The following is a 20,588-nucleotide window of genomic DNA, read 5'->3' as shown; positions in this document are numbered from 1 at the left end:
GATTAGTTCTCCTCTTTATAGTCAGCAACTGCATGTAACTCAGGGTGTTGTTGTGGTAACCATGCAACTGGGCGATCTGTATCCAATTCAAAAGTTGAAATCGCATCTTTCACTAAACGTGCATCAACTTCGCCTTCATCAGCCAATTTTTTCAATGTCGCCACCACAATATGTGCTGCATCAACCCCAAAATAACTGCGTAATTTTGCGCGTGTATCTGAGCGACCATAGCCATCAGTACCTAAAGCAACAAATGGACGGTTATCCGGTAAGTAAGCACGAATTTGTTCACTATACGCACGCACATGATCTGTCGCAGAAACGACAATACCATGTGTATCACGCAGCTGTTTCGATACCCATGCTTCTTTTGGCAATTCAGTCATTGGATGCAAGCGGTTATATTCTTCACATGCCATACCATCTCGTGCCAATTCATTAAAGCTGGTGACACTATAAACATTGGCATGAATTTGATATTCATCACGTAAAATCTGGGCAGCTTTAATCACTTCGCGAAGAATGACGCCTGAACCCAATAGCTGTACAGTGGCTTTATCATCTTTTTGTAGTAAATACATACCACGCTTAATTCCTTCTTCAGCACCATCAGGAATAGCAGGATGTTCATAATTTTCGTTCATGACGGTTAAATAGTAAAATACGCGCTCTTGATTGACATACATACGCTGTAAACCATCATGCACAATCACCGCCAATTCATAACCAAAACATGGATCATAAGACACACAATTTGGAATGGTATTGGCCAAAATATGTGAATGACCATCTTGATGCTGTAAACCTTCACCATTTAAGGTGGTACGTCCAGCAGTCGCACCCAACAAGAAACCTTGTGCTTGAGCATCACCTGCTGCCCATGCAATATCACCAATACGCTGGAAACCAAACATGGAGTAATACATATACATTGGAATCATTGGCAAGTTATTGGTTGAATAACTGGTCGCCAACGCTGCCCATGCACTCATCGCACCAGCTTCATTAATCCCTTCTTGTAGCATATGACCGTCTTTAGCTTCACGGTAATGCATCAATTGCTCTTGATCTTCAGGTGTATATTTTTGACCATGTGCGGCATAAATACCCAATTGACGGAACATACCTTCTAAACCAAAGGTACGTGCTTCATCTGGAACAATCGGTACAACACGATCTTTAATGGCTTTATCTTTCAGCAAGGCTGAAATCAAACGGACCATCACCATAGTGGTTGATTGTTCTTTACCATTCGAACCTTTTAATACTGCATCAAAAATTGAAAGATCTGGAATAGCTAAAGATTCACTTTCTTTACGACGTGCTGGTAAGTATCCACCCAATGCTTCACGACGTGCTTTCATGTATTTTAGTTCAGGTGAGTTTTCACTTGGACGATAAAATGGTACTTCTTCAAGCTGCTCATCTGTAAATGGCAAGTTAAAACGATTTCTGACATATTTAAGTGATTCAAGCTGCATCTTTTTAATCTGATGCGTTTTATTCACAGCTTCAATTTCTTCAGATAAACCATAACCTTTGACTGTTTTCGCCAAAATAACGGTTGGCTGGCCTTTGGCTTTACTGGCTTCAGCATAAGCTGCAAATACTTTATACGGATCATGACCGCCACGATTCAAGTTATCGATATCCTCATCACTGAGGTTTTTCACTAACTCTTCTGCTTCTGGATAACGGCCAAAGAAATGGGCACGTGTATATCCACCACCCTTAACTTGATAACGCTGATAGTCACCATCTACGGCTTCTTCCATCACCGCTTTTAGGGCACCTGTTTGATCTTTTGCCAGTAAAGGATCCCAATGACGACCCCAAACCACTTTAATTACACGCCAACCAGCGCCACGGAATAGAGATTCAAGCTCTTGAATAATTTTACCATTACCACGGACTGGACCATCTAAACGCTGTAAGTTACAGTTGACCACCCAAATCAGATTATCTAATTTTTCACGACCAGCCAGTGAAATTGCTCCCAGACTTTCTGGCTCATCCATTTCACCATCGCCTAGATATGCCCAGACTTTACGATCTTCTTCTTTAATCAAGCCACGATTCATCAAGTATTTTTGAATATGTGCCTGATAAATAGACATGATTGGGCCTAATCCCATCGATACAGTTGGGAACTGCCAATAGTCTGGCATTAAATAAGGATGCGGATAAGACGGTAAACCAATACCATCAACTTCACGGCGGAAATTATCTAAATGTTCTTCCGTTAAACGTCCTTCTAAGAAAGAACGTGCATAAATACCAGGTGCACAGTGACCTTGATAATAAATTAAATCACCACCAAAATGATCATTACTTGCGCGGAAAAAATGGTTAAAACCAACATCATATAATGTTGCAGATGATGCAAAACTTGCTAAATGACCACCTAAATCATCACCTGTTTTATTTGCGCGCAATACCATTGCCAGTGCATTCCAACGAATCAATGCACGAATACGACGTTCCATATCCTGATCACCAGGCATTGCTGGTTGTTCTTCTACCGATATCGTATTTAAATAAGGTGTATTTAGACGCTGAATGGGAACATGCTTCGCAATTGCGCGTTGATATAATTTTTCTAATAAAAATGCAGCACGCTCTGTCCCCATATGTTGTAAAACAGAATCAAAAGCATCTTGCCATTCTTGGGTTTCTTGCGCATCGCTATCGCCATAGAACGCCATATTCCACCTATCCTTAAAACCGAGTAATAGTTTTTATATGTACCACATTTTGTGGGTTAATACATATTGCCAAACATAAATACGACCTTGGACTAATATTTAGAAAATAAATGGTCGTCAACGCCTTACCCCCCAATCAGGGGGGTAAAGCGTCAATTTTGTTGATTTTTCAAACGAAATAGTACTTTATTCTTATAATATAAAATAGCGATACATAAAAGTTGAAATATGTATTTTTCTTAATCTAGCATCGCTAAATAAGAAGATGGATTTTTGCGTTGTCCATCTTTAACCACTTCATAATGTAAATGTGGTCCAGTACAACGGCCAGTACAGCCAACATTGGCAATATGATCACCAGCTTCAACACGATCACCCACATTGGCCACCAGACGTGAAGCATGTGCATAACGTGTCAAATAACCATTACCATGATTAATTTCAATGTATTGACCATATCCCGTTCCCCAACCTGATTTGGTTACAATACCTGGTCCTGTTGCATAAATCGGGGTACCTGTTGGTGCAGCAAGATCTAAACCTGAATGATTTTCAGCACGTCCACCCATGGTTCTTCCACCATAGTTTGAGCTGACTCTCGCATTCGGTAAAGGGTGTGTAACTAACCAGCTATAAGGGTTAGCTGAATTATAAGCAGTTGAATTATAGTCTTTTGAGGAAGTTGCAGTATATTTTTGTGCTAAGGTTTGATTATTAATTTCAATTGAATTTGAACTTGGATTATTTCTCAGCTTAACATTCATTTTTTTTATGCTAGCGGCATCATCTAACTGCATAGCATCAGCAGCATCACTATTGCCTTGTGCCAGTGTTTTGGTCAACTCTTCGAGACGATCCTGTGATGCAGCATATGCAGGAGTAGTTTCAATTAAATCTGCATATGTAATTGATGCAGCAGAGGCTGCAATTGAAAAACTTAAAACAAGACGGCGCGTCAGCATAAAAACCTCATAAACTGTTCTTAGAAAAAGTTCCTTGCGATCTCTTCCTTGATATCTACTCAGAATAACGCATAAGATTAAGACATGACTATGAAGGAAGTATGTATGTCCAAACCCGTCAACGTTTTCCAACAAACAAGAAAACACTTAAAAACAGGAAACTTAACGTTTCTCTCCAATCAAATCACTGCATGGCAGAAATTGACCAAGATAATTCAACCTTTATTGCCCCAACCAGAGCAATGGCAAGTGGCTTGTTATACCCAAGGCGTACTCACCATTACGGGTTTAAATCAAGCCATGGTTAGTCAACTTGCCTATCTTCAAAAGCAATACTTACTTCAACTTGCTCAGCTAGATGAACTCAAAGACTTACAAAAAATTCAAGTCCGCTTAAGAACACTCCCCAAAGCCACTGTAACAAGAGCAAAAATCACCCAACCACTTGATGCAGATACCCAAGATATGCTTAAACATGCCGCAGAGTTTGTCAAAGATCCTAAGCTTAGCCAAGCTTTATTACGTTTGGCAAGTACTAAAAATAAATAAGCGAATGCTGATTCAGTACTAATAATGCAACAAAACAGGAGATTACTGCAGTGTTTGATTTTTTCAGCAACAGAAGTAGCCAAAAAGCGAGATTTAAGTCACACTTACATACTTAATTGGACAACTATTAACATCATCAAATGTTACAATTTCATAATTTTCTGGATCACTATACACATTACGTAACAATTGATTATTTAATGCATGACCTGATTTATAGCCATCAAATTTAGCAATAATTTGATGTCCTAATAGATACAAATCACCGACAGCATCTAAAATTTTATGTCGTACAAACTCATCAGAAAAACGTAAGCCTTCTTCATTAACCACACCAGTATCATCTACACCAATTGCATTATCTAAACTGGCACCTAAAGCCAAATTATTGGCTTTTAAGTAATCCAAATCTTTCATAAAACCAAATGTTCTTGCACCACTCACTTCATAGACAAATACTTCTGTAGAAAAATCGATCGTTGCAGACTGGTATTCTTTACGAAAGGCAGGATGATCAAAATCAATGGTAAAATTTAATTGAAAACCATGATGTGGTACAAAGACTGCTTTTTTATCTTCAATCAATGCCTGTACAGGTTTTAGAATTTTAATAAATTTTTTGGGTGCATCCTGTTCTTGCAAACCACCTTGCATCAATAAATAAATAAAAGGTCCGGCACTACCATCCATAATCGGCACTTCAGAAGCAGAAACCTCTACAATTAAATTATCAATCCCCAAGCCTGCAATAGCACTCATGACATGTTCAATAGTTCCCACCTTGGCATTCTCTTGAACCAAATTAGAACACATAAAAGCTTCTTGAATCAGCATAGCATCTGCAGGGATATCTACAGGTGGACTTAAATCGATACGGCGAAATACAATACCCCCATTTACATGGTGTGGTACAAAGTTCATCAGTACTTTCTGACCACTGTGTAAACCAATACCACTGGCCTTCACGACACGTTGCAAGGTACGTTGTTTCAGCATGTTTTCTTCATCACCCGCATAGAAATGTTGATACGTTAGCATATTTAGCCATTGATAAAAATCAAAAAGGTAGCAATTTAGCTACCTTTTTAATTAACAAAATTCAAACAATAATAATTAAAACTTACTTACGTTGTTGATTTTTAAGATATTCCTGAATACTCATCGGGGTTGGGCGAGACAATCCCGAACCTGATGCTGTATTGCCCTGTTGAGCAGATTCGGTCTGTTGACGCTGAATCGCCGGTACATCATCCTCATCAACAGCACCAGAATTGGATACTTGAGGTTTTGCGCTAGGACGCTTAACAGGTTCTACAGCATCTGCAGCGTTACGTGTTAAGCCTGTCGCAATCACCGTCACACTTAATTCATCACGTGCATCTGGATCAAAGACTGTACCGTAGAATACTTGACCTTCGTCAAGATCAACGATCTGATTCACTACATCGGTAATTTCTTCAATCTCACCAAAGGTTACATCATCGCCACCTGTCACATTGATCAAGATACCTTTTGCATTCATAATCGTGACATTATCGAGCAACGGACTACGAATCGCCTGCTCTGCTGCTTGACGAGCACGGTTATCACCACGCCCAACACCAACACCCATCATCGCATAACCACGTGTACTCATCGCTGTTTTTAAGTCAGCAAAGTCGAGGTTAATATGACCAGGACGAACCACCAGATCAAAGATACTTCGTACAGCATTTAATAAAACATCATCTGCTTTTTTATACGCATCTTTCATTGAAATATCACGAAATACCTTTAATAGGCGTTGGTTCGGAATAATAATCAAGGAATCAACATGTTGCTCTAAAGATTCAATCCCTTTTTCAGCAGATTGTTGGCGACGTTTACCTTCAAAATTAAATGGCGTAGTAACCACCCCAACAGTTAAAATCCCCATATCTTTGGCAATTTCAGCCACCACTGGTGCCGCACCCGTTCCTGTGCCACCACCCATACCGGCAGTCACAAAAACCATATCCGTGCCTTCAAGTTGCTGACGAATTAATTCGCGGCTTTCTTCTGCTGCAGCTTGTCCAACTTGTGGATTAGCACCAGCACCCAAGCCACGTGTACTTTGTTCGCCTAACTGAATTTTAAACTTGGAATCCATACGATCCAAAGCTTGTTTATCGGTATTGGCACAAACAAACTTTACGCCTTGAATATCAGACTGCAACATATGTTGCACCGCATTACCACCGGCACCGCCTACACCAAAAACAGTGAAACGGGCTTGACCGTTGCTATCTGCTTGATCATCTTCCAAAAAATCAAATGATGCCATGACCTTTAGATTTCCTAATTCTCTATTGGCAGCCACTAGAGCCCGTACACTGCCTTAATCTTAAAAAAAAATTGTTTTCAGGATGCTGTCCCAGCGCAAAATTGTCAAGTACTTATCAATATTTAGTCAGTACCTGTAATATGCTCATTTACAATTCAACTAAAAAATAGACTTTAATTTTTCATTTAATCCCGACCATGCACGTCCGATTCTCCCCCAAACCGATAAAGATTCAATTTCTTCAGGCTCAACAATAGTATCTTGAGCATACGTTTGGCTATACATCAGCAAACCTGCCGCTGTAATATATTGCGAACGACGCAATGCCGCTTGATGTTGATCCTCTGCATAAACTTCTGTTGGAGGATTTCCCAAATGTGCAGAAACGCCCAAATGACGGCGAACCAAACTCACCATACCTTCAATTTGACTGGCATCACCCGATAAAACTACGCCATGATATAGACCATGTATAGCACCACTTTGCGTTAGCTGATCGCTCATTAAATTTAGAATTTCTTCATAACGTGCAATAATAATTTCAGCTAGCTCAATTCGGCTAATCGTCTGAGGACCATCAATACATTGAATTTGAATCATATGATCTGGTTTTACCACACTTAAATCAACACACCCATAAAGTAACTTAATTCGCTCTGCTTCTTCTGTGGTTGTTTGTAACACGGCAGCAATATCTCGTGTGACATGTTCACCGCCTCGAGGAATGGTATAGGCAAAAGCTAAACGACCATCGAGATAAACAGCTAAATTGGTCGTACCCGCACCAATATCAACTAAACAAACACCATATTCTTTTTCATCTTTTAATAAGGTTGCTTCAGCTGTTGCTAGGTTGGAAATAATCATTTTTTCCACCCCAATATTGGCACCTTTTAATGCTCGATCAAGATTTTGCATGGTGCTAATCGGCAGCATCATCAACTGATAATGTGCAGTCATACTTCGTGCAGACATTCGAATTGGATTTTGTACCCACTCACCTGAATCATCCAAATCAAAGCCAAGTGGAACCGCGCTCACCAAATAATAATCTGAAGTCAAGTGACTGGCTTTTGCTAATTCTAATGCACGTACCACTTCACTTGTAGTAATTGTATGGTCATGATTCTCAATGGGTGTTCGGCCAGTTGCATAAAAACTTTTAAGTTCCGTACTCGGAATCGAAATCCATGCCGAGTGTACGCGACATTCCGCCATATCTTCTGCTTCTTGAACGGCATTTTTAATCGCTATAATGACTTTATCGAGACTAACAATTTTCCCTTTACTCATGCCTCGGTTACGAGCAGTTGCCATACCAATTACTTGGATGTTATTCGGCGCATATACCTTACCAATCAAAACTGAAACTTTGTGTGTCCCGATGTCTATGGCTACAACTGAGGGAACAGCTTCATTCATTATTTACTACCATTACAAATGTTTAATTTATGGCTTAAAGCCTTTATTTTCAAGCCTGTTATTATGGCTGTACCGTTGCTAGATTGGCAACGGCTGGGTCACTTAATGTTACAACAAAACGACCATTTATTATTTTAGGTGCTGTGGCATTTTTCCACTGTATTGCCATGCCATTACGATAACGAAGATCAATCGCAGCAATTTGATTCCATACAGGTTTTAAATCATTTTGTGCCAAATAACTCAAGCGCTGTAATTTACTCATCATTTGTTCTTGATCAACAATGACGCGCAGACCTGAATCAAATTGCATAAACCATGTCATACGGTCTGTTAAATACAATTCTTTTAAACGTAAATTGACTGGTAAAAAGAGCTGATTAATTTCATTATAACGTCGCATCATGGTCTTGGCTTGACGTATTGGCCCATGAAGCAGTGGTAACTGCTGATTATTTTTCGCAATCACTTCGCTAAAGATATCACCGTTATCACTCAATAAACGCCCTGTACCCCAGCGCGCAATGGCATGTTTAGGCACAATACGAATACGAATGGAATTTGGCCATGATCGCGATACCACCACACTATCCACCCAAGGCAATTCCAGTGTTTTATCACGAATCTGCTTTAAATCTGAGGTGAAATAATTATGCTTAATCATCGGCGCAACATATTTTTCTACTTTTTCACGCTCCTGTGCCGATTGACCACCCACCACTTCAAGATTGGCAATTTTGGCATCCGTCATCACACGATATAAACCAAATAGCCCCATTGCCAATATCACAATAGCAACCAGCAGCAATAGCCATCCACCCATATTGGCCCACTTTTCTGCACGAGTTGGTGGCTTTTCATGGATTGAAGTTACTGCCGCTTTTTTACGACGTATTGAAGTGGGAAGTTGAGCCATAATTACGATGCCGATTGTGCTAATGTTTGCTCAAGAATAGCAACACATAAGTCATCAAAATTATAGCCAATCGCATTGGCTGCTTTAGGAACTAAAGAATGGCTCGTCATTCCTGGTACGGTATTCACTTCTAATAACCAAAAATTTCCGGCTTCATCTTGCATGGCATCAATACGTCCCCAACCACTTGCCCCGACGGCCTGAAAAGCTTTTAAGCTCAAAGCTTGTAGTACTTTTTCCTCATCTGCCGTTAAACCGCAGGGAATACCATATTCCACATCATTACGATTATATTTGGCTTCATAATCATAAAAAGCCACATCTTGTGGTGGTTGTAAACGAATAACAGGTAAGGCCTGACCATTTAAAATCACAATCGTGAATTCACGACCAGTCACCCATTTTTCAGCCATCACCACAGCGTCATGCTGTGCCGCTTTGGCTAAAGCTGTTGCAAAATCTTCTAGTTTCTCAACCTTACTCATGCCAATACTTGAGCCTTCATGTACAGGCTTAAGAATAAAAGGTAAGCCAATTGAATCCACGATAGCCTGTAAATCCGAATCTTGACTAACAATACGATACGGTGCCGTTGGTAATTCAGAACCTTGCCAAATTTGCTTGGTCTTAACCTTATCCATACCAATGGCAGAGCCTTGCACACCTGTACCGGTATAAGGCACATTTAACCACTCTAAGGCACCCTGAATTTGGCCATCCTCTCCACCACGTCCATGTAATACAATAAACGCGCGATCATAGTCTACCAGCTCTGTAATACTACGCGCTTGTGGATCAAATCCTTCAGCATTTATACCCGAACGTAATAATGCTTCTAATACGGCTTGACCACTGTCTAATGACACCTCACGCTCAGCAGATTTACCACCAAACAACACGGCAACTTTGCCGAATTTAGAAGCATTTGTCACATTTACATCCTTAAATTTTATCAACAATTGATGTCATCATAATCACATCGCGTGATTATTTTAAATATAAACCATGCTGTGCCAATTCAAGCGAAATAGCACCCACATTTCCTGCTCCCTGAGTCAGTAACAAATCACCAGATTGCAATACATTGTTCATGACATTCTGTAAACTGGCATCACTTAAATCAATTAAAATCGGTTCAACCTGACCACGTAAACGAATACTGCGTGCTAATGCGCGACTATCTGCCCCGACAATTGGTTTTTCTCCGGCAGGATACACATCCAGCAGTAGAAGTTGATCAACCGTAGACAATACATCGACAAAATCATCAAAACAGTCACGTGTACGACTAAAACGGTGTGGCTGGAACATCATAACCAAACGGCGATCGGGATGACTTTGACGTGCAGCCTTAATGGTTGCTTCAACTTCTTTAGGATGATGGCCATAATCATCAACCAACTTGATATTCCCATCACCAAGCTCAAACTCACCTTGAACCTGAAAACGACGCCCTACACCACTAAATCCTTCTAAAGCGCGACAAATCGCACCATCTGAAACACCTTCATCTGTTGCAATACCAATTGCAGCCAAGGCATTAAGTACATTATGCAAACCAGGCTGATTGATGGTAACACGAAGCGGCTCAGAACCTTTGCGCAGTACTGTAAAGTGTGTTTGCATGCCATCTTGATCAACATCTACAGCACGAATGTCATTATCTTCATTAAAACCATAGGTTAAAAGTGGACGACCAATTCGTGGCATAATTTCACGAATATTTGCATCATCACCACATACGACGGCCAAACCATAAAATGGTAATTTTTGTAAAAACTGTACAAAAGTATCTTTTAAAACATCAAAGCTGCCGCCATAGGTATCCATATGATCGGCATCAATATTCGTTACAATAGTGGCCATTGGCTGCAAATGTAAGAAAGAAGCATCAGATTCATCGGCTTCAGCAACGATATAGCGACTTGCACCTAATGCAGCATTAACACCAGTACGATTGAGTAACCCCCCAATCACATAGGTTGGGTCTAAGTTTTCTTCAGCCAACATACAGGTCACGAGACTGGTTGTTGTGGTTTTACCATGCGTACCTGCAACCGCGATACCATGACGATAACGCATTAACTCACCCAACATTTCTGCACGACGTACTACAGGAATACGATTATTAATCGCTTCTTTAACTTCTGGATTTTCTGGATCAATTGCAGTTGAAACCACCAGTACATCAGCATCTTTAATATTTTCAGCTTGATGCCCGATATACACCTGAATATCATTTTCTTGCAATTGTGCAGTCGTTTTAGATGTTTTAATGTCAGAACCCGATACTTGATAACCTTGGTTCTTTAAAACCTCTGCAATGCCACACATCCCTGCACCGCCAATGCCCACAAAATGAATATGCTTAATACGACGCATTTCAGGTACTTTAATTAATTTTTTTGCTTGATCAGCTGGACTAGATGACATAGGTTACTCGAATTACAATTCTTGAATTAAACCAACTACACGTTGGGTTGCATCGGGTTGAGCATGTTGACGTGCTTTCACTGCCATTTCAGACAATAATTGACGATTCATCAACGGGGCTAAAATTTCTTTTAGGGATTCAGGTGTCATATTGGCTTGAGGACAAATTTTAGCCGCATTGACTTGAGCTAAAAACTGAGCATTAGCCGTTTGATGATCATCAACGGCTGTCGGTAAAGGAATAAATACAGCCGCAATACCTGCGGTCGCAATTTCAGTGACCGTCAATGCACCAGCACGACAAATAATTAAGTCAGCACTCGAATAAGCCGCTGCCATATCCTCAATAAAAGGCTGTACTTCTACCTTTAACGAAGCTGGCTTATCTTGATAATGTGCTTGTGTGGCTTGTTGCTGATTTTGTCCACACTGATGATAAACATTTAAAGGTATATCCAGTTGTTTTAATGCTTGAGGTATGCAGTCATTCAGTGCTTTTGCCCCTAATGAGCCACCAACAATCAAAATACGCAATGCTTCACCAGCCTGTTCACGCTGTTGATAGCGCCAAGATGGATTTAAAATGTCAGCAATTTCTTGACGTACAGGATTACCAGTGGTGACCAATTTAGGACTTTCAGGAAAAGTATCAGGAAATGCCTGACATACTGTTTTCGCAATGTTGGAGAGTTGAGTATTGGTAAATCCTGCCACTGCATTTTGCTCATGAATCAATACCGGTATACCCAACACACGTGCCGCAAGACCACCAGGGCCAGCAACATAGCCACCAAAGCCGGCCACAGCGTCAATATTCAATTTTTTCATATAACGCATGGCACTTAAGGTTGCTTTTAAAATTTTAAATGGCGCAACTAATTTTCGAACCAATCCATTACCGCGCACACCTTGAATATCAATTTGATAAATTGGAATAGAATGATTTTTCAGCAATCTATTTTCCATACCAGAGGGCGTTGCAAGCCAAGATACTTGAATACCTTGCTGTTGCAATTGTTGTGCAACCGCCAATGCCGGGAAAACATGTCCACCAGTACCTGCGGCCATCATCATGACATGTTTCGGCTGTTTTTTATGAACTTCGGTCACGGTCTATTTCTTCAACTTCAATCAGGCGAGTAAAACTCTTCATTAGCATTCAATTGTAATCACAAACGCATAGCCTTTAAAGTTTATTTACTTCTTTTCACAAAGCATTTGATTGGTTTTTTCTACTGTTATAACAATTTCAACTCGTTTTTTTATGCACCGATAAAAAAGCACACCGTTTGTGATGACGATCTATTTAGATTTCACTTTAACATCATCATTGCAGATCAAACACCATACAAAAATAACGCCATGAACGCAAGTGAGTTCAACTCGTGCTCATGGCTAATGATATTAGGCCATCATGGGGCTATTTGCCTCGTCCTTGTTCTAAAACATCAAATAGACGATCGGCAATCGATGTGCCAAATTGCGCATCAATTTCACGAATACAGGTTGGACTGGTTACATTAATCTCAGTGACATAATCACCAATCACATCCAAACCGACGAATACCAAACCTTTTTCACGTAAAAAAGGACCAATTTTAGCAGCGATAGCTTGATCTTTTTCAGTTAAAGGACGTGCTTCACCTCGACCACCTGCTGCCAAATTACCACGTGTCTCACCCTGCTGTGGAATACGTGCTAAACAGTATGGTACTGCTTCACCATTAATCATCAGAATACGCTTATCACCATCCACAATTTCAGGAATATAGCGTTGCGCCATAATCGGTTGCTGCCCCATCTGCGTCAACATTTCTAAAGTTGATCCAATATTGGCACCTGTCGCGGTGAGGCGAAAAATGCCCATTCCGCCCATACCATCCAGCGGCTTAACGATGACATCTTGATGTTGATCAATAAATTCACGGATCAACACATGTTGTGAGCTAACCAAAGTGGGAACTTGTAATTCAGGAAACTGTGTAGCAAATAATTTTTCATTACAGTCTCTTAAACTCTGTGGTTTATTAATAATCCAGACACCTTCCCGTTCTGCCTGTTCCAAAATATACGTACTATAAATAAAGTTCATATCAAAAGGAGGATCTTTACGCATCAAGATCACATCATAGGTTGCCAATGACTCTTTTTTTCGTTCAGCTAACGCATAATAATGTGCAGGATCTTCAAAAACCTGTAATGCAGCAGTCAATGCAAAAGCTTTACCTTGATCAATATATAAATCTTGCTGTAATGCATAGCCCAATTCATGTCCTCGACGTGATGCAGCCCAAAGCATTGCCATAGTCGAATCTTTTTTTAAATTAACCTGTTCAATTGGGTCCATCACCACCAGAATACGCATATGGATTGCTCTTTTTAACTAGTATTAAAATAAGTATAACGGAGATTGAACATTTCTTTTCGGTTGCTCATAAAGAATTTTATTTAATCAAACGATCAAAACAACATCAAAAGGTGACCTATAGCATTAAATTTTGAGCATTTTAAGTACAGCTTAAGTCAGAATTATTGAAAGTACGATCATCTCATCTACAATCACTAAGACTTGACTTTAATAAACATCGCAGCCATAAAATGATCATTGTGATGACAACCGATATCGTGCCATGATTTAAGAATCGACTATTTCTCCAGCACCGACTGGGTCGCTAAGCGAATAAAACATCTTATACTGCACAATAATTTAAATCTTTTTTAAAGGAAATAGCCATGAAATTGAGTCCATTAATGATGATTTTCAGCTTAGGTACAATATTCAGTATAAGTGCGCAAGCACAAACCCCTCACGGCTGTGAAGCCAAAAGACAACAGATTGCAACACAGCTTAAATATGCAGAAAAAGCCAACAACACAGCACAAATTCAAGGCTTACAACGTGCCTTAGAGCGTAATCGTCAGTATTGTAATGATGATCATCTTCAGCAGAAACGCCAACAAAAAGTACAAGAAAAAGCACACAAAGTTGCCAAACTTCAAGCTGAGTTAGCAGAGCAAAAAAGCCTCGCCAATACGGATAAAATCATCGAAAAAGAGAAAAAACTGGCAAAAGCACAAGCAGAATTGAATCATGCACAACAGCAACTTAAAACACAATAATGGTAGGGTGCTATGCATAGCACCCTCAATAAGACCAAGACAGATATCATAAACAATCGTTTATTTTATCATGAGATAGCTATATTGATCTTTTTTTAACCAAGTGTAGGCAATTGCTGACATTGCTTTCCGATGTTTACCAATCGTTATATTATGCAAAACAGATATAATCGAATTAATAAAAATAACAATCAAATAAATAAAATAATTAACAATGAGGTAAGTCATAGATTGCTTAAATGCAATTTTAATAATAAAAAAAGTAAAAACTCAGCTTGGATGGCTGAGTTTTTTTATTTCATATGTCGCTATATGATCAATCACTGAAATCCTGTTTAACCCCATGATTGCATAATTTGTACGGTTGGCTGATTTTATGTACTGATTAACATACATATCATGATCTACCCATACTACTGAGCAGTTCCAATACCAATACATGGGTAAAATTTAGACAATTTTGTACGCCTAAACGCACAACGATTTACGGATTTAACCCATATACACTCGATCACAAATTTTCTATGATGAACTTATGCAGAGAACAGGATGTTCCGGAACATAAAACAACGATAAAACGTTCATGCACCAGGAATGTGAAGCTCAACAGGAGTAAGCTTAGTGATCCAATACAAAAAACCCCGACAGGATGTCGGGGTTTTTTTATACTCTAAACCTAAATTTAATTCATGGTCTAATATGCTGATACAGCGTATGGAACGACGTTTTGGTGTTGTCTCTCAGCGACTACTGTTGTTTAAATAGCTGATAAATAATGGCGATTGTTATATTGCTCCATCAATCATGCACATTCACACAATCATACGGTGTTCATGTCTCTACAACGCCAATTCTTAGCTCATAAAACAAGGAGGTGGCTGAATGAATATATTTATATTTACATAATACACCCGATGCAGAAGTGGCCATGTGATATTTACTCATCTGGATTGGAAACTATCATTGCAACCAGCTACATAGTGGATTAGAAATACAATCCCCTTCAGGAATTTCATTTTTTCCAACCAGCAAGTTAACTATCTATTTTACGGGCACGAATATACTGAAAAGGCACTCTTGGTAGTCTTTAATACTTTAATAGCCCCATATCATCAGCATGTGTATCCCGTAGGGATGCATGAGCTGCTGAATAGGCAGCTTGAGCACGATCATATTTTGGGTCGGCATATTGGGTATAAATCTCAATAAAATATTATGCACTAAATTTTTAATCAAAAAATACTTTAATATTGTTTAACAGACACTTAAAAACTTGCAGTGCTATTTTTAACCAGCACGATTATTTGGCTGACATTAATTTCAGATATCGACCAATCGTTCTATGATCCGAAAAATATATAATGACTTTAATAAAAAAAATAATGAAATAAATAAAATAATCAATTATGAGGTTAGTTATAGATTGCTTAAACGCAATTTTAATAATAAAAAATAAAAACTCAGCCGAGATAGGCTGAGTTTTTTTATGTTATATCGCCATTTTAATTCGATTTCAATCTACACAAAGGCAAGCATCATCAAATGAAGTCAGCTAACTTGATATTCGCCACACTGAAGATTCACCCTCAATCGAGATGGATAGCATACTGACTTGTATCAAGTTAAGCGAAATAACAAAAGTGCAAAATTAAATACCATACTGAGTACGATATGCTTGCATTTTGAGTAAAGCATCGTGCTGGCCCGCTTGCTGTAGAAAGTCCATTAAATCCGTCATGGTAATTAAAGCATGTACAGGAATATTTAATTCTTGCTGTACTTCTTGAATCGCAGATAAGCCACTTTGTCCTTTTTCTTGACGATCCAAAGCAACCAAAACACCTGCAATTTCTGCCCCTGCATGTTGTAGAATTTTAACCACTTCACGAATTGCTGTACCTGCAGTAATCACATCATCAATGATCCAGACACGTTTTCCTTGCACTGCTGCACCAACCAATACACCGCCTTCACCATGATCTTTGGCTTCTTTACGATTAAAGCCCCAAGGTACACTCACACCATGATTTTGTGATAGTGCAACGGCTGTTGCCGCAACAAAAGGGATCCCTTTATAGGCTGGGCCAAAAACAACTTCAACCCCTTGACACTGCATCAGCTTGTCGGCATAACCGGATGCAAGTAATGATAATGCTTCACCATCATTTAATAATCCAGCATTAAAAAAATAAGGACTCACACGGCCTGATTTTAAAGTAAACTCACCAAATTTAAGCACACCTCTCGATAAGGCAAGTTCGATGAAAGCTTGTGGATTAAATTGAGCTGACGATATCATGAGGTGCTCCAAAACTGATAAATTGAGGTAAGACCTGCGCATGATACCAAAGAGTAGCTATCCAAGTGATCAAAAAATTCTTCGTGTTGTATCGATTAATGTCAATGGACTACGTGCTTCTGTCACTAAAGGTTTGCTTGAGTGGTTGGAACAAGCTGATGCAGATGTTGTATGTATACAGGAAAGTCGGATCACCCATACACAATGGACCGATAAATTTAAGCCTGAAGGCTGGTTCACCCATCTATTCCCAGCAGAACGTGCAGGGTATGCAGGTACCGCAATTTATAGTCGCCTGCCTTTTGTTTCCATAACAGATGGCTTAGGTTTTGAACTTGCAGATTCACAAGGTCGCTTTATTGCAGCAGAATTTGATTTGGGTTTAAATCAAAATGTTTTTATTTGCTCACTCTACTTGCCTTCAGGCTCGTCTGGAGATGAAGCACAGGCACGTAAAGACCATTTTTTAGAACAATATGGGCAAATTCTAAAGCAATGGCGTGAGCAAAATAAATCGATTATTGTCTGTGGTGATTACAATATTGTCCATAAACGTATTGATATTAAAAATTGGTCGGGCAATCAAAAATCTTCTGGTTGCTTAGCTCATGAACGTGCATGGCTCGATTATATTTATGATGATTTAGGTTATGTTGATACCTTTCGCGAAGTACGCAAAGAAGCCGAACTGTATTCATGGTGGTCTAATCGCGGACAGGCCCGTGCTAAAAATGTCGGATGGAGAATTGATTATCATGCCTGTTCCCCTGATTGGCAAACACGTACGCTCAATGCATGGGTATATAAAGAACAATGGTTTAGTGATCATGCACCGGTAATTATTGATTATCAGCTATGATATTTATTACATATTTTATATAAATAGTATACAAGTGTTCACTGAATATTATCAGATATCTTACAACACATGTGGCGTTTAGATATTTCTTCTTGTGTTAAATAATAGCATTATAGCGCAACGGCAAAGGGACAGTGTCAGGATGACAGCAAAGGGATAGGACGCCGTAGGAAGGAAAGGAACACTATAGTGATATAATGTTCTCATGGATGTGACAATGGACGTTGTACTGAGACCCGCATATCAGGATGATTCATGCGGGTTTTCTCTTTGTATATTCTCCTTTTTATCGATCATATATGACCAATCCGCTGTATTCATAGCCATCATAGTCACATCAAATAAAATGAATAAAAAAATAGTATGATGATAATCGTATCTTGGCATTATTTTCGTTACCCTGTTTTATATCCATTGCTATTTTATTTAGGATTTTTTATGTTAAAGATCTATGGTATTAAAAACTGTAATTCAGTTAAAAAAACGTTAGATTTAATCACAGCTTTAGGCTTGGCCTATGAATTTCATGATTATAAAAAACAAGGTATCGATGCAGATCATGTCGAGAAATGGCTCGCTGCAAAAGGGAGTGAAGTGATTCTCAATAAAAAAGGCACGACTTGGAAAAAACTCAGTGCAGCAGAACAACAACTTGCCCTAAGTAGCCAAGCTCAGCTCATTGATGCATTAACCACACATACCAGTTTAATTAAACGTCCTGTGATTGAAACTGAACATGATATTATTGTGGGTTTTAATGAAGATGATATTCGTGCTTTATCAAAAAATTAATCATTTAAATCGATAATTTATCGCATAACAGCATGAGCAAATTTTAATTATCACTTTCTGCTGTTATTGATCTATCATCTGGCTTGGTATTAAGCCAGATGTTTTTCATCATAACGCTTTTAAACTATGCTTAAATCATGATTGTACAGTGCTCAAAATAAATTAATTCGCACGTACCCATGTTTGATTACGTCCCAATAAGGAAATACCGATATACCCGCGTAATTCGAGTTTCTGGCCATTTGGTGCTAAATTTGCTTGCAATGAGTAAGTTTTTCCAGACTGAGGGTCTAAAATTGTACCCTTATCATAACTTAAGCTATTGACTGGTTTTAAATTTCTAATAATCGTTAAACCCTTTAACGATTTATCTTTATACGGGCCTTCACATTTGGTACATGCATTCTCTTCCCCTTTGGTTAAAACCTGCTGGATCGTTGCTGATAATGTACCATTACTTTGCTCAGTAAACTTAACCAATGCTTTTGCCTGTTTGGTTTTATCATCAATCGTCTTCCAAACAGTACCATTTAATGGATCTGCTGCATGAGCAAAAGCCATCGTTCCCAACAGTGCCAATGCGATTGTCATTTTTTTCATTACTTTATTCCCTGATTTTTTATTGATCATCGTGATGTCAGTATTCAAAAATCATCCACGATTTGCAATTTTTGAATGTGACTTATCAGTATAAGCACATCAATCACAAAACAAAATAATTTACGGTGCCAGATGATCGGTACTTTAAGCAACGCTGAGCGTGAATCATTCGTATTCCATATCCAGTATAGACATAGAATACGAATTTTACGCTCATTTCATGATCAGACAGCAGAAGATATGATGATCAAATCTCAATACTGGTCATTTATACCAATGATGTCCAGATTAGAATAGATAAGATACACCTAAACCAGCACGATAGCTTTTATCCATTCCATTTAAATCAAGTCCAATGCTGGCATCAAATTGAGTCCGTTGAGTAGGTGCATAAATCACACCCGAAGTTAATGCATACTCTACATCTTGTCCTTCATATTTACGGTAAATCAATTCTGAAAATCCAGACCATTGATCAGAAAATTGATAGCCAATATTGGGGATAGCGGTAATTGCCAGATGATTATCTTGATGCTGATAGAGCATAGTAATTGCTGTATTTACAATACTATTATATTGATAAGAAACACTACTTCCAAGCGTATAAACATCATGATGATTGCTAAACTGATCATTCCCTGTTGCCAATTGTGCTTCAGCCAGTAATGCCATTGAAAGCTGATCATCATGCAGATCAATTGCTTTCTTTAATCCAATACTGATATCACCTAACCCATGCTCTTCACGCGTATGTCCTGCTGTTTTTAACCGTGTCCACATAGGACCATCCCAGCCTAATCGCAATTCCAAACCATTTGCCAAACCAGTTCTGAGCATCATATCTGCATTAAATGTCGTGATATCTAGAGTTTGACCATTTACTGTGGTTTGCTTATAGCTCACATTCGGCAATGATTGTTCCCATGCCAGACGCCCCACAGGGGTAATACCCGTACTAAAGCTCAGACCAGGACGATCAAATGAAAATTCTGCCGCAAAGGTCTGTGTGGTCAATGCGACCATGCTAATCAGTGTTAACTTTTTTAATGTTGACATATTGTTATCTCATTTAACTATTCAATTCTTTTGTCATTTTTGCACCATGATCACGAAGAAGTTGTAAGGTTTCTTTTTCTTCTATCAAAGCATCTGACCAATTAATTTCATCAAAATCACAGTCAAAAAATAAGTCACTAATCGATGAAAGTATGGTTAAGCCTTCATCATCTTTTGTATTTGGATCAACTTTTTCTTCTAGTAAACGCTGAACAGCCGGCACACATGCTGCACTTGCTGCATCCCATAACGGCCCATAGATCTCTTCAGCATCCCATAAATGTAAATTCACTTTAGCCTGAATTAAAGCCTCTAAAATTTGCAGATGGATCGCAAGTTGGGCTTGTTTTTCTGTAGTCGATAATTCCTCACCAGACTCATATGCCTCACAAACTGCTTCCCACCATTGAAATAAGCCATCAGACCAAACTGAAATCGCTGGACCTTTTTCAGCATCAATAAAGTTTGGATCTAAACCATCGGCTAAAAGGCGTTGTACTTCTGCCAAATCTAATGCTTGTAATGCTTGCACCAGCAATTGTTGTTGCGCTGTTAACATTAAGATTGCTCACA

18 protein-coding genes are annotated in these 20,588 nt (G+C 39.0%); 4 read left to right on the top strand and 14 right to left on the bottom strand.

Annotation, left to right across the window (positions count from 1 at the left end; all coding sequences use genetic code 11):
- Positions 1–2 precede the first annotated feature (2 nt).
- A complete protein-coding gene (aceE, locus tag QSG86_RS05175; RefSeq protein ID WP_317030514.1) occupies positions 3–2,705 on the bottom strand; it encodes a pyruvate dehydrogenase (acetyl-transferring), homodimeric type in 2,703 nt (900 codons plus the stop codon).
- A gap of 239 nt (positions 2,706–2,944) precedes the next feature.
- Positions 2,945–3,667, bottom strand: coding sequence for a M23 family metallopeptidase (locus QSG86_RS05170; RefSeq protein ID WP_317030513.1), 723 nt, complete (start codon positions 3,665–3,667; stop codon positions 2,945–2,947).
- A gap of 105 nt (positions 3,668–3,772) precedes the next feature.
- Between QSG86_RS05170 and QSG86_RS05165 the strand changes: the two genes are divergently transcribed.
- A complete protein-coding gene (locus QSG86_RS05165) occupies positions 3,773–4,216 on the top strand; it encodes a DUF721 domain-containing protein (protein ID WP_317030512.1) in 444 nt (147 codons plus the stop codon).
- Between the two features lie 93 nt (positions 4,217–4,309).
- Here QSG86_RS05165 and lpxC read toward each other — a convergent pair whose 3' ends face one another.
- The 8 genes from lpxC to gshB form a co-directional block, all read right to left on the bottom strand.
- Positions 4,310–5,212: a UDP-3-O-acyl-N-acetylglucosamine deacetylase gene (gene lpxC / locus QSG86_RS05160; protein WP_317032676.1), complete on the bottom strand. Its 903-nt coding sequence runs from the start codon at positions 5,210–5,212 to the stop codon at positions 4,310–4,312.
- A 124-nt stretch (positions 5,213–5,336) separates the two neighbouring features.
- Positions 5,337–6,518: a cell division protein FtsZ gene (gene ftsZ, locus QSG86_RS05155; RefSeq protein ID WP_317030511.1), complete on the bottom strand. Its 1,182-nt coding sequence runs from the start codon at positions 6,516–6,518 to the stop codon at positions 5,337–5,339.
- Between the two features lie 159 nt (positions 6,519–6,677).
- Complete coding sequence (ftsA, locus tag QSG86_RS05150) at positions 6,678–7,940, bottom strand: cell division protein FtsA (protein WP_317030510.1); 1,263 nt, start codon at positions 7,938–7,940, stop codon at positions 6,678–6,680.
- A 61-nt stretch (positions 7,941–8,001) separates the two neighbouring features.
- Entirely contained in the window at positions 8,002–8,856 is an 855-nt protein-coding gene (locus QSG86_RS05145) for a cell division protein FtsQ/DivIB (RefSeq protein WP_317030509.1), read from the bottom strand.
- Between the two features lie 2 nt (positions 8,857–8,858).
- Positions 8,859–9,788 carry a D-alanine--D-alanine ligase gene (locus tag QSG86_RS05140; protein WP_317030508.1) on the bottom strand — a complete coding sequence of 310 codons (930 nt, stop codon included), beginning with the start codon at positions 9,786–9,788 and terminating at the stop codon, positions 8,859–8,861.
- A 55-nt stretch (positions 9,789–9,843) separates the two neighbouring features.
- Positions 9,844–11,289: a UDP-N-acetylmuramate--L-alanine ligase gene (gene murC / locus QSG86_RS05135; RefSeq protein WP_317030507.1), complete on the bottom strand. Its 1,446-nt coding sequence runs from the start codon at positions 11,287–11,289 to the stop codon at positions 9,844–9,846.
- Positions 11,290–11,301: 12 nt separating this feature from the next.
- Positions 11,302–12,363: an undecaprenyldiphospho-muramoylpentapeptide beta-N-acetylglucosaminyltransferase gene (gene murG, locus QSG86_RS05130; RefSeq protein WP_410487511.1), complete on the bottom strand. Its 1,062-nt coding sequence runs from the start codon at positions 12,361–12,363 to the stop codon at positions 11,302–11,304.
- 346 nt (positions 12,364–12,709) lie between these two features.
- Positions 12,710–13,654, bottom strand: coding sequence for a glutathione synthase (gene gshB, locus QSG86_RS05125; RefSeq protein ID WP_317030505.1), 945 nt, complete (start codon positions 13,652–13,654; stop codon positions 12,710–12,712).
- A gap of 368 nt (positions 13,655–14,022) precedes the next feature.
- On the opposite strand from gshB, the gene QSG86_RS05120 reads away from it, so the two are divergent.
- Positions 14,023–14,409, top strand: a complete 387-nt coding sequence (locus QSG86_RS05120) for a DUF1090 domain-containing protein (RefSeq protein ID WP_317030504.1) — start codon at positions 14,023–14,025, stop codon at positions 14,407–14,409.
- Positions 14,410–16,057: 1,648 nt separating this feature from the next.
- On the opposite strand, the gene pyrE is transcribed toward QSG86_RS05120, so the two are convergent.
- Positions 16,058–16,708: an orotate phosphoribosyltransferase gene (gene pyrE / locus QSG86_RS05115; RefSeq protein WP_317030503.1), complete on the bottom strand. Its 651-nt coding sequence runs from the start codon at positions 16,706–16,708 to the stop codon at positions 16,058–16,060.
- Between the two features lie 40 nt (positions 16,709–16,748).
- On the opposite strand from pyrE, the gene QSG86_RS05110 reads away from it, so the two are divergent.
- Positions 16,749–17,567, top strand: a complete 819-nt coding sequence (locus tag QSG86_RS05110; protein WP_317030502.1) for an exodeoxyribonuclease III — start codon at positions 16,749–16,751, stop codon at positions 17,565–17,567.
- Between the two features lie 438 nt (positions 17,568–18,005).
- On the top strand, positions 18,006–18,359 hold the full coding sequence (locus QSG86_RS05105; protein ID WP_317030501.1) for a Spx/MgsR family RNA polymerase-binding regulatory protein: 354 nt from the start codon (positions 18,006–18,008) through the stop codon (positions 18,357–18,359).
- Between the two features lie 162 nt (positions 18,360–18,521).
- Here QSG86_RS05105 and QSG86_RS05100 read toward each other — a convergent pair whose 3' ends face one another.
- The 3 genes from QSG86_RS05100 to QSG86_RS05090 all read right to left on the bottom strand — a co-directional run bounded on the left by QSG86_RS05100 (position 18,522) and on the right by QSG86_RS05090 (position 20,574).
- Positions 18,522–18,959 (bottom strand): DUF2147 domain-containing protein, encoded by a 438-nt coding sequence (locus QSG86_RS05100; RefSeq protein ID WP_317030500.1) that lies wholly within the window; start codon positions 18,957–18,959, stop codon positions 18,522–18,524.
- Positions 18,960–19,247: 288 nt separating this feature from the next.
- The gene (locus QSG86_RS05095) at positions 19,248–20,015 is read right to left on the bottom strand and encodes a transporter (protein WP_317030499.1); all 768 of its coding nucleotides are present in this window, start codon (positions 20,013–20,015) and stop codon (positions 19,248–19,250) included.
- A 13-nt stretch (positions 20,016–20,028) separates the two neighbouring features.
- Positions 20,029–20,574, bottom strand: a complete 546-nt coding sequence (locus tag QSG86_RS05090) for an ankyrin repeat domain-containing protein (protein ID WP_317030498.1) — start codon at positions 20,572–20,574, stop codon at positions 20,029–20,031.
- Positions 20,575–20,588 lie beyond the last annotated feature (14 nt).

This window comes from Acinetobacter sp. SAAs474, assembly GCF_032823475.1.
In the GTDB taxonomy this organism is placed as follows: domain Bacteria; phylum Pseudomonadota; class Gammaproteobacteria; order Pseudomonadales; family Moraxellaceae; genus Acinetobacter.
Note: the sequence above shows the minus strand (reverse complement) of the source record. Positions and strands in the feature narration are given on the sequence as shown.

What these genes read in the sequence shown, in the direction of transcription:
- aceE (WP_317030514.1), bottom strand. Translation starts at nt 2,705, where the DNA reads ATGGCGTTCTATGGCGATAGCGATGCGCAAGAAACCCAAGAATGGCAA.
- murC (WP_317030507.1), bottom strand. Translation starts at nt 11,289, where the DNA reads ATGTCATCTAGTCCAGCTGATCAAGCAAAAAAATTAATTAAAGTACCT.
- QSG86_RS05120 (WP_317030504.1), top strand. Translation starts at nt 14,023, where the DNA reads ATGAAATTGAGTCCATTAATGATGATTTTCAGCTTAGGTACAATATTC.
- ftsA (WP_317030510.1), bottom strand. Translation starts at nt 7,940, where the DNA reads ATGAATGAAGCTGTTCCCTCAGTTGTAGCCATAGACATCGGGACACAC.
- lpxC (WP_317032676.1), bottom strand. Translation starts at nt 5,212, where the DNA reads ATGCTGAAACAACGTACCTTGCAACGTGTCGTGAAGGCCAGTGGTATT.
- QSG86_RS05165 (WP_317030512.1), top strand. Translation starts at nt 3,773, where the DNA reads ATGTCCAAACCCGTCAACGTTTTCCAACAAACAAGAAAACACTTAAAA.
- QSG86_RS05095 (WP_317030499.1), bottom strand. Translation starts at nt 20,015, where the DNA reads ATGTCAACATTAAAAAAGTTAACACTGATTAGCATGGTCGCATTGACC.
- QSG86_RS05110 (WP_317030502.1), top strand. Translation starts at nt 16,749, where the DNA reads ATGATACCAAAGAGTAGCTATCCAAGTGATCAAAAAATTCTTCGTGTT.
- QSG86_RS05100 (WP_317030500.1), bottom strand. Translation starts at nt 18,959, where the DNA reads ATGAAAAAAATGACAATCGCATTGGCACTGTTGGGAACGATGGCTTTT.
- ftsZ (WP_317030511.1), bottom strand. Translation starts at nt 6,518, where the DNA reads ATGGCATCATTTGATTTTTTGGAAGATGATCAAGCAGATAGCAACGGT.
- QSG86_RS05105 (WP_317030501.1), top strand. Translation starts at nt 18,006, where the DNA reads ATGTTAAAGATCTATGGTATTAAAAACTGTAATTCAGTTAAAAAAACG.
- QSG86_RS05170 (WP_317030513.1), bottom strand. Translation starts at nt 3,667, where the DNA reads ATGCTGACGCGCCGTCTTGTTTTAAGTTTTTCAATTGCAGCCTCTGCT.
- murG (WP_410487511.1), bottom strand. Translation starts at nt 12,363, where the DNA reads ATGATGATGGCCGCAGGTACTGGTGGACATGTTTTCCCGGCATTGGCG.
- gshB (WP_317030505.1), bottom strand. Translation starts at nt 13,654, where the DNA reads ATGCGTATTCTGGTGGTGATGGACCCAATTGAACAGGTTAATTTAAAA.
- QSG86_RS05145 (WP_317030509.1), bottom strand. Translation starts at nt 8,856, where the DNA reads ATGGCTCAACTTCCCACTTCAATACGTCGTAAAAAAGCGGCAGTAACT.
- QSG86_RS05090 (WP_317030498.1), bottom strand. Translation starts at nt 20,574, where the DNA reads ATGTTAACAGCGCAACAACAATTGCTGGTGCAAGCATTACAAGCATTA.
- pyrE (WP_317030503.1), bottom strand. Translation starts at nt 16,708, where the DNA reads ATGATATCGTCAGCTCAATTTAATCCACAAGCTTTCATCGAACTTGCC.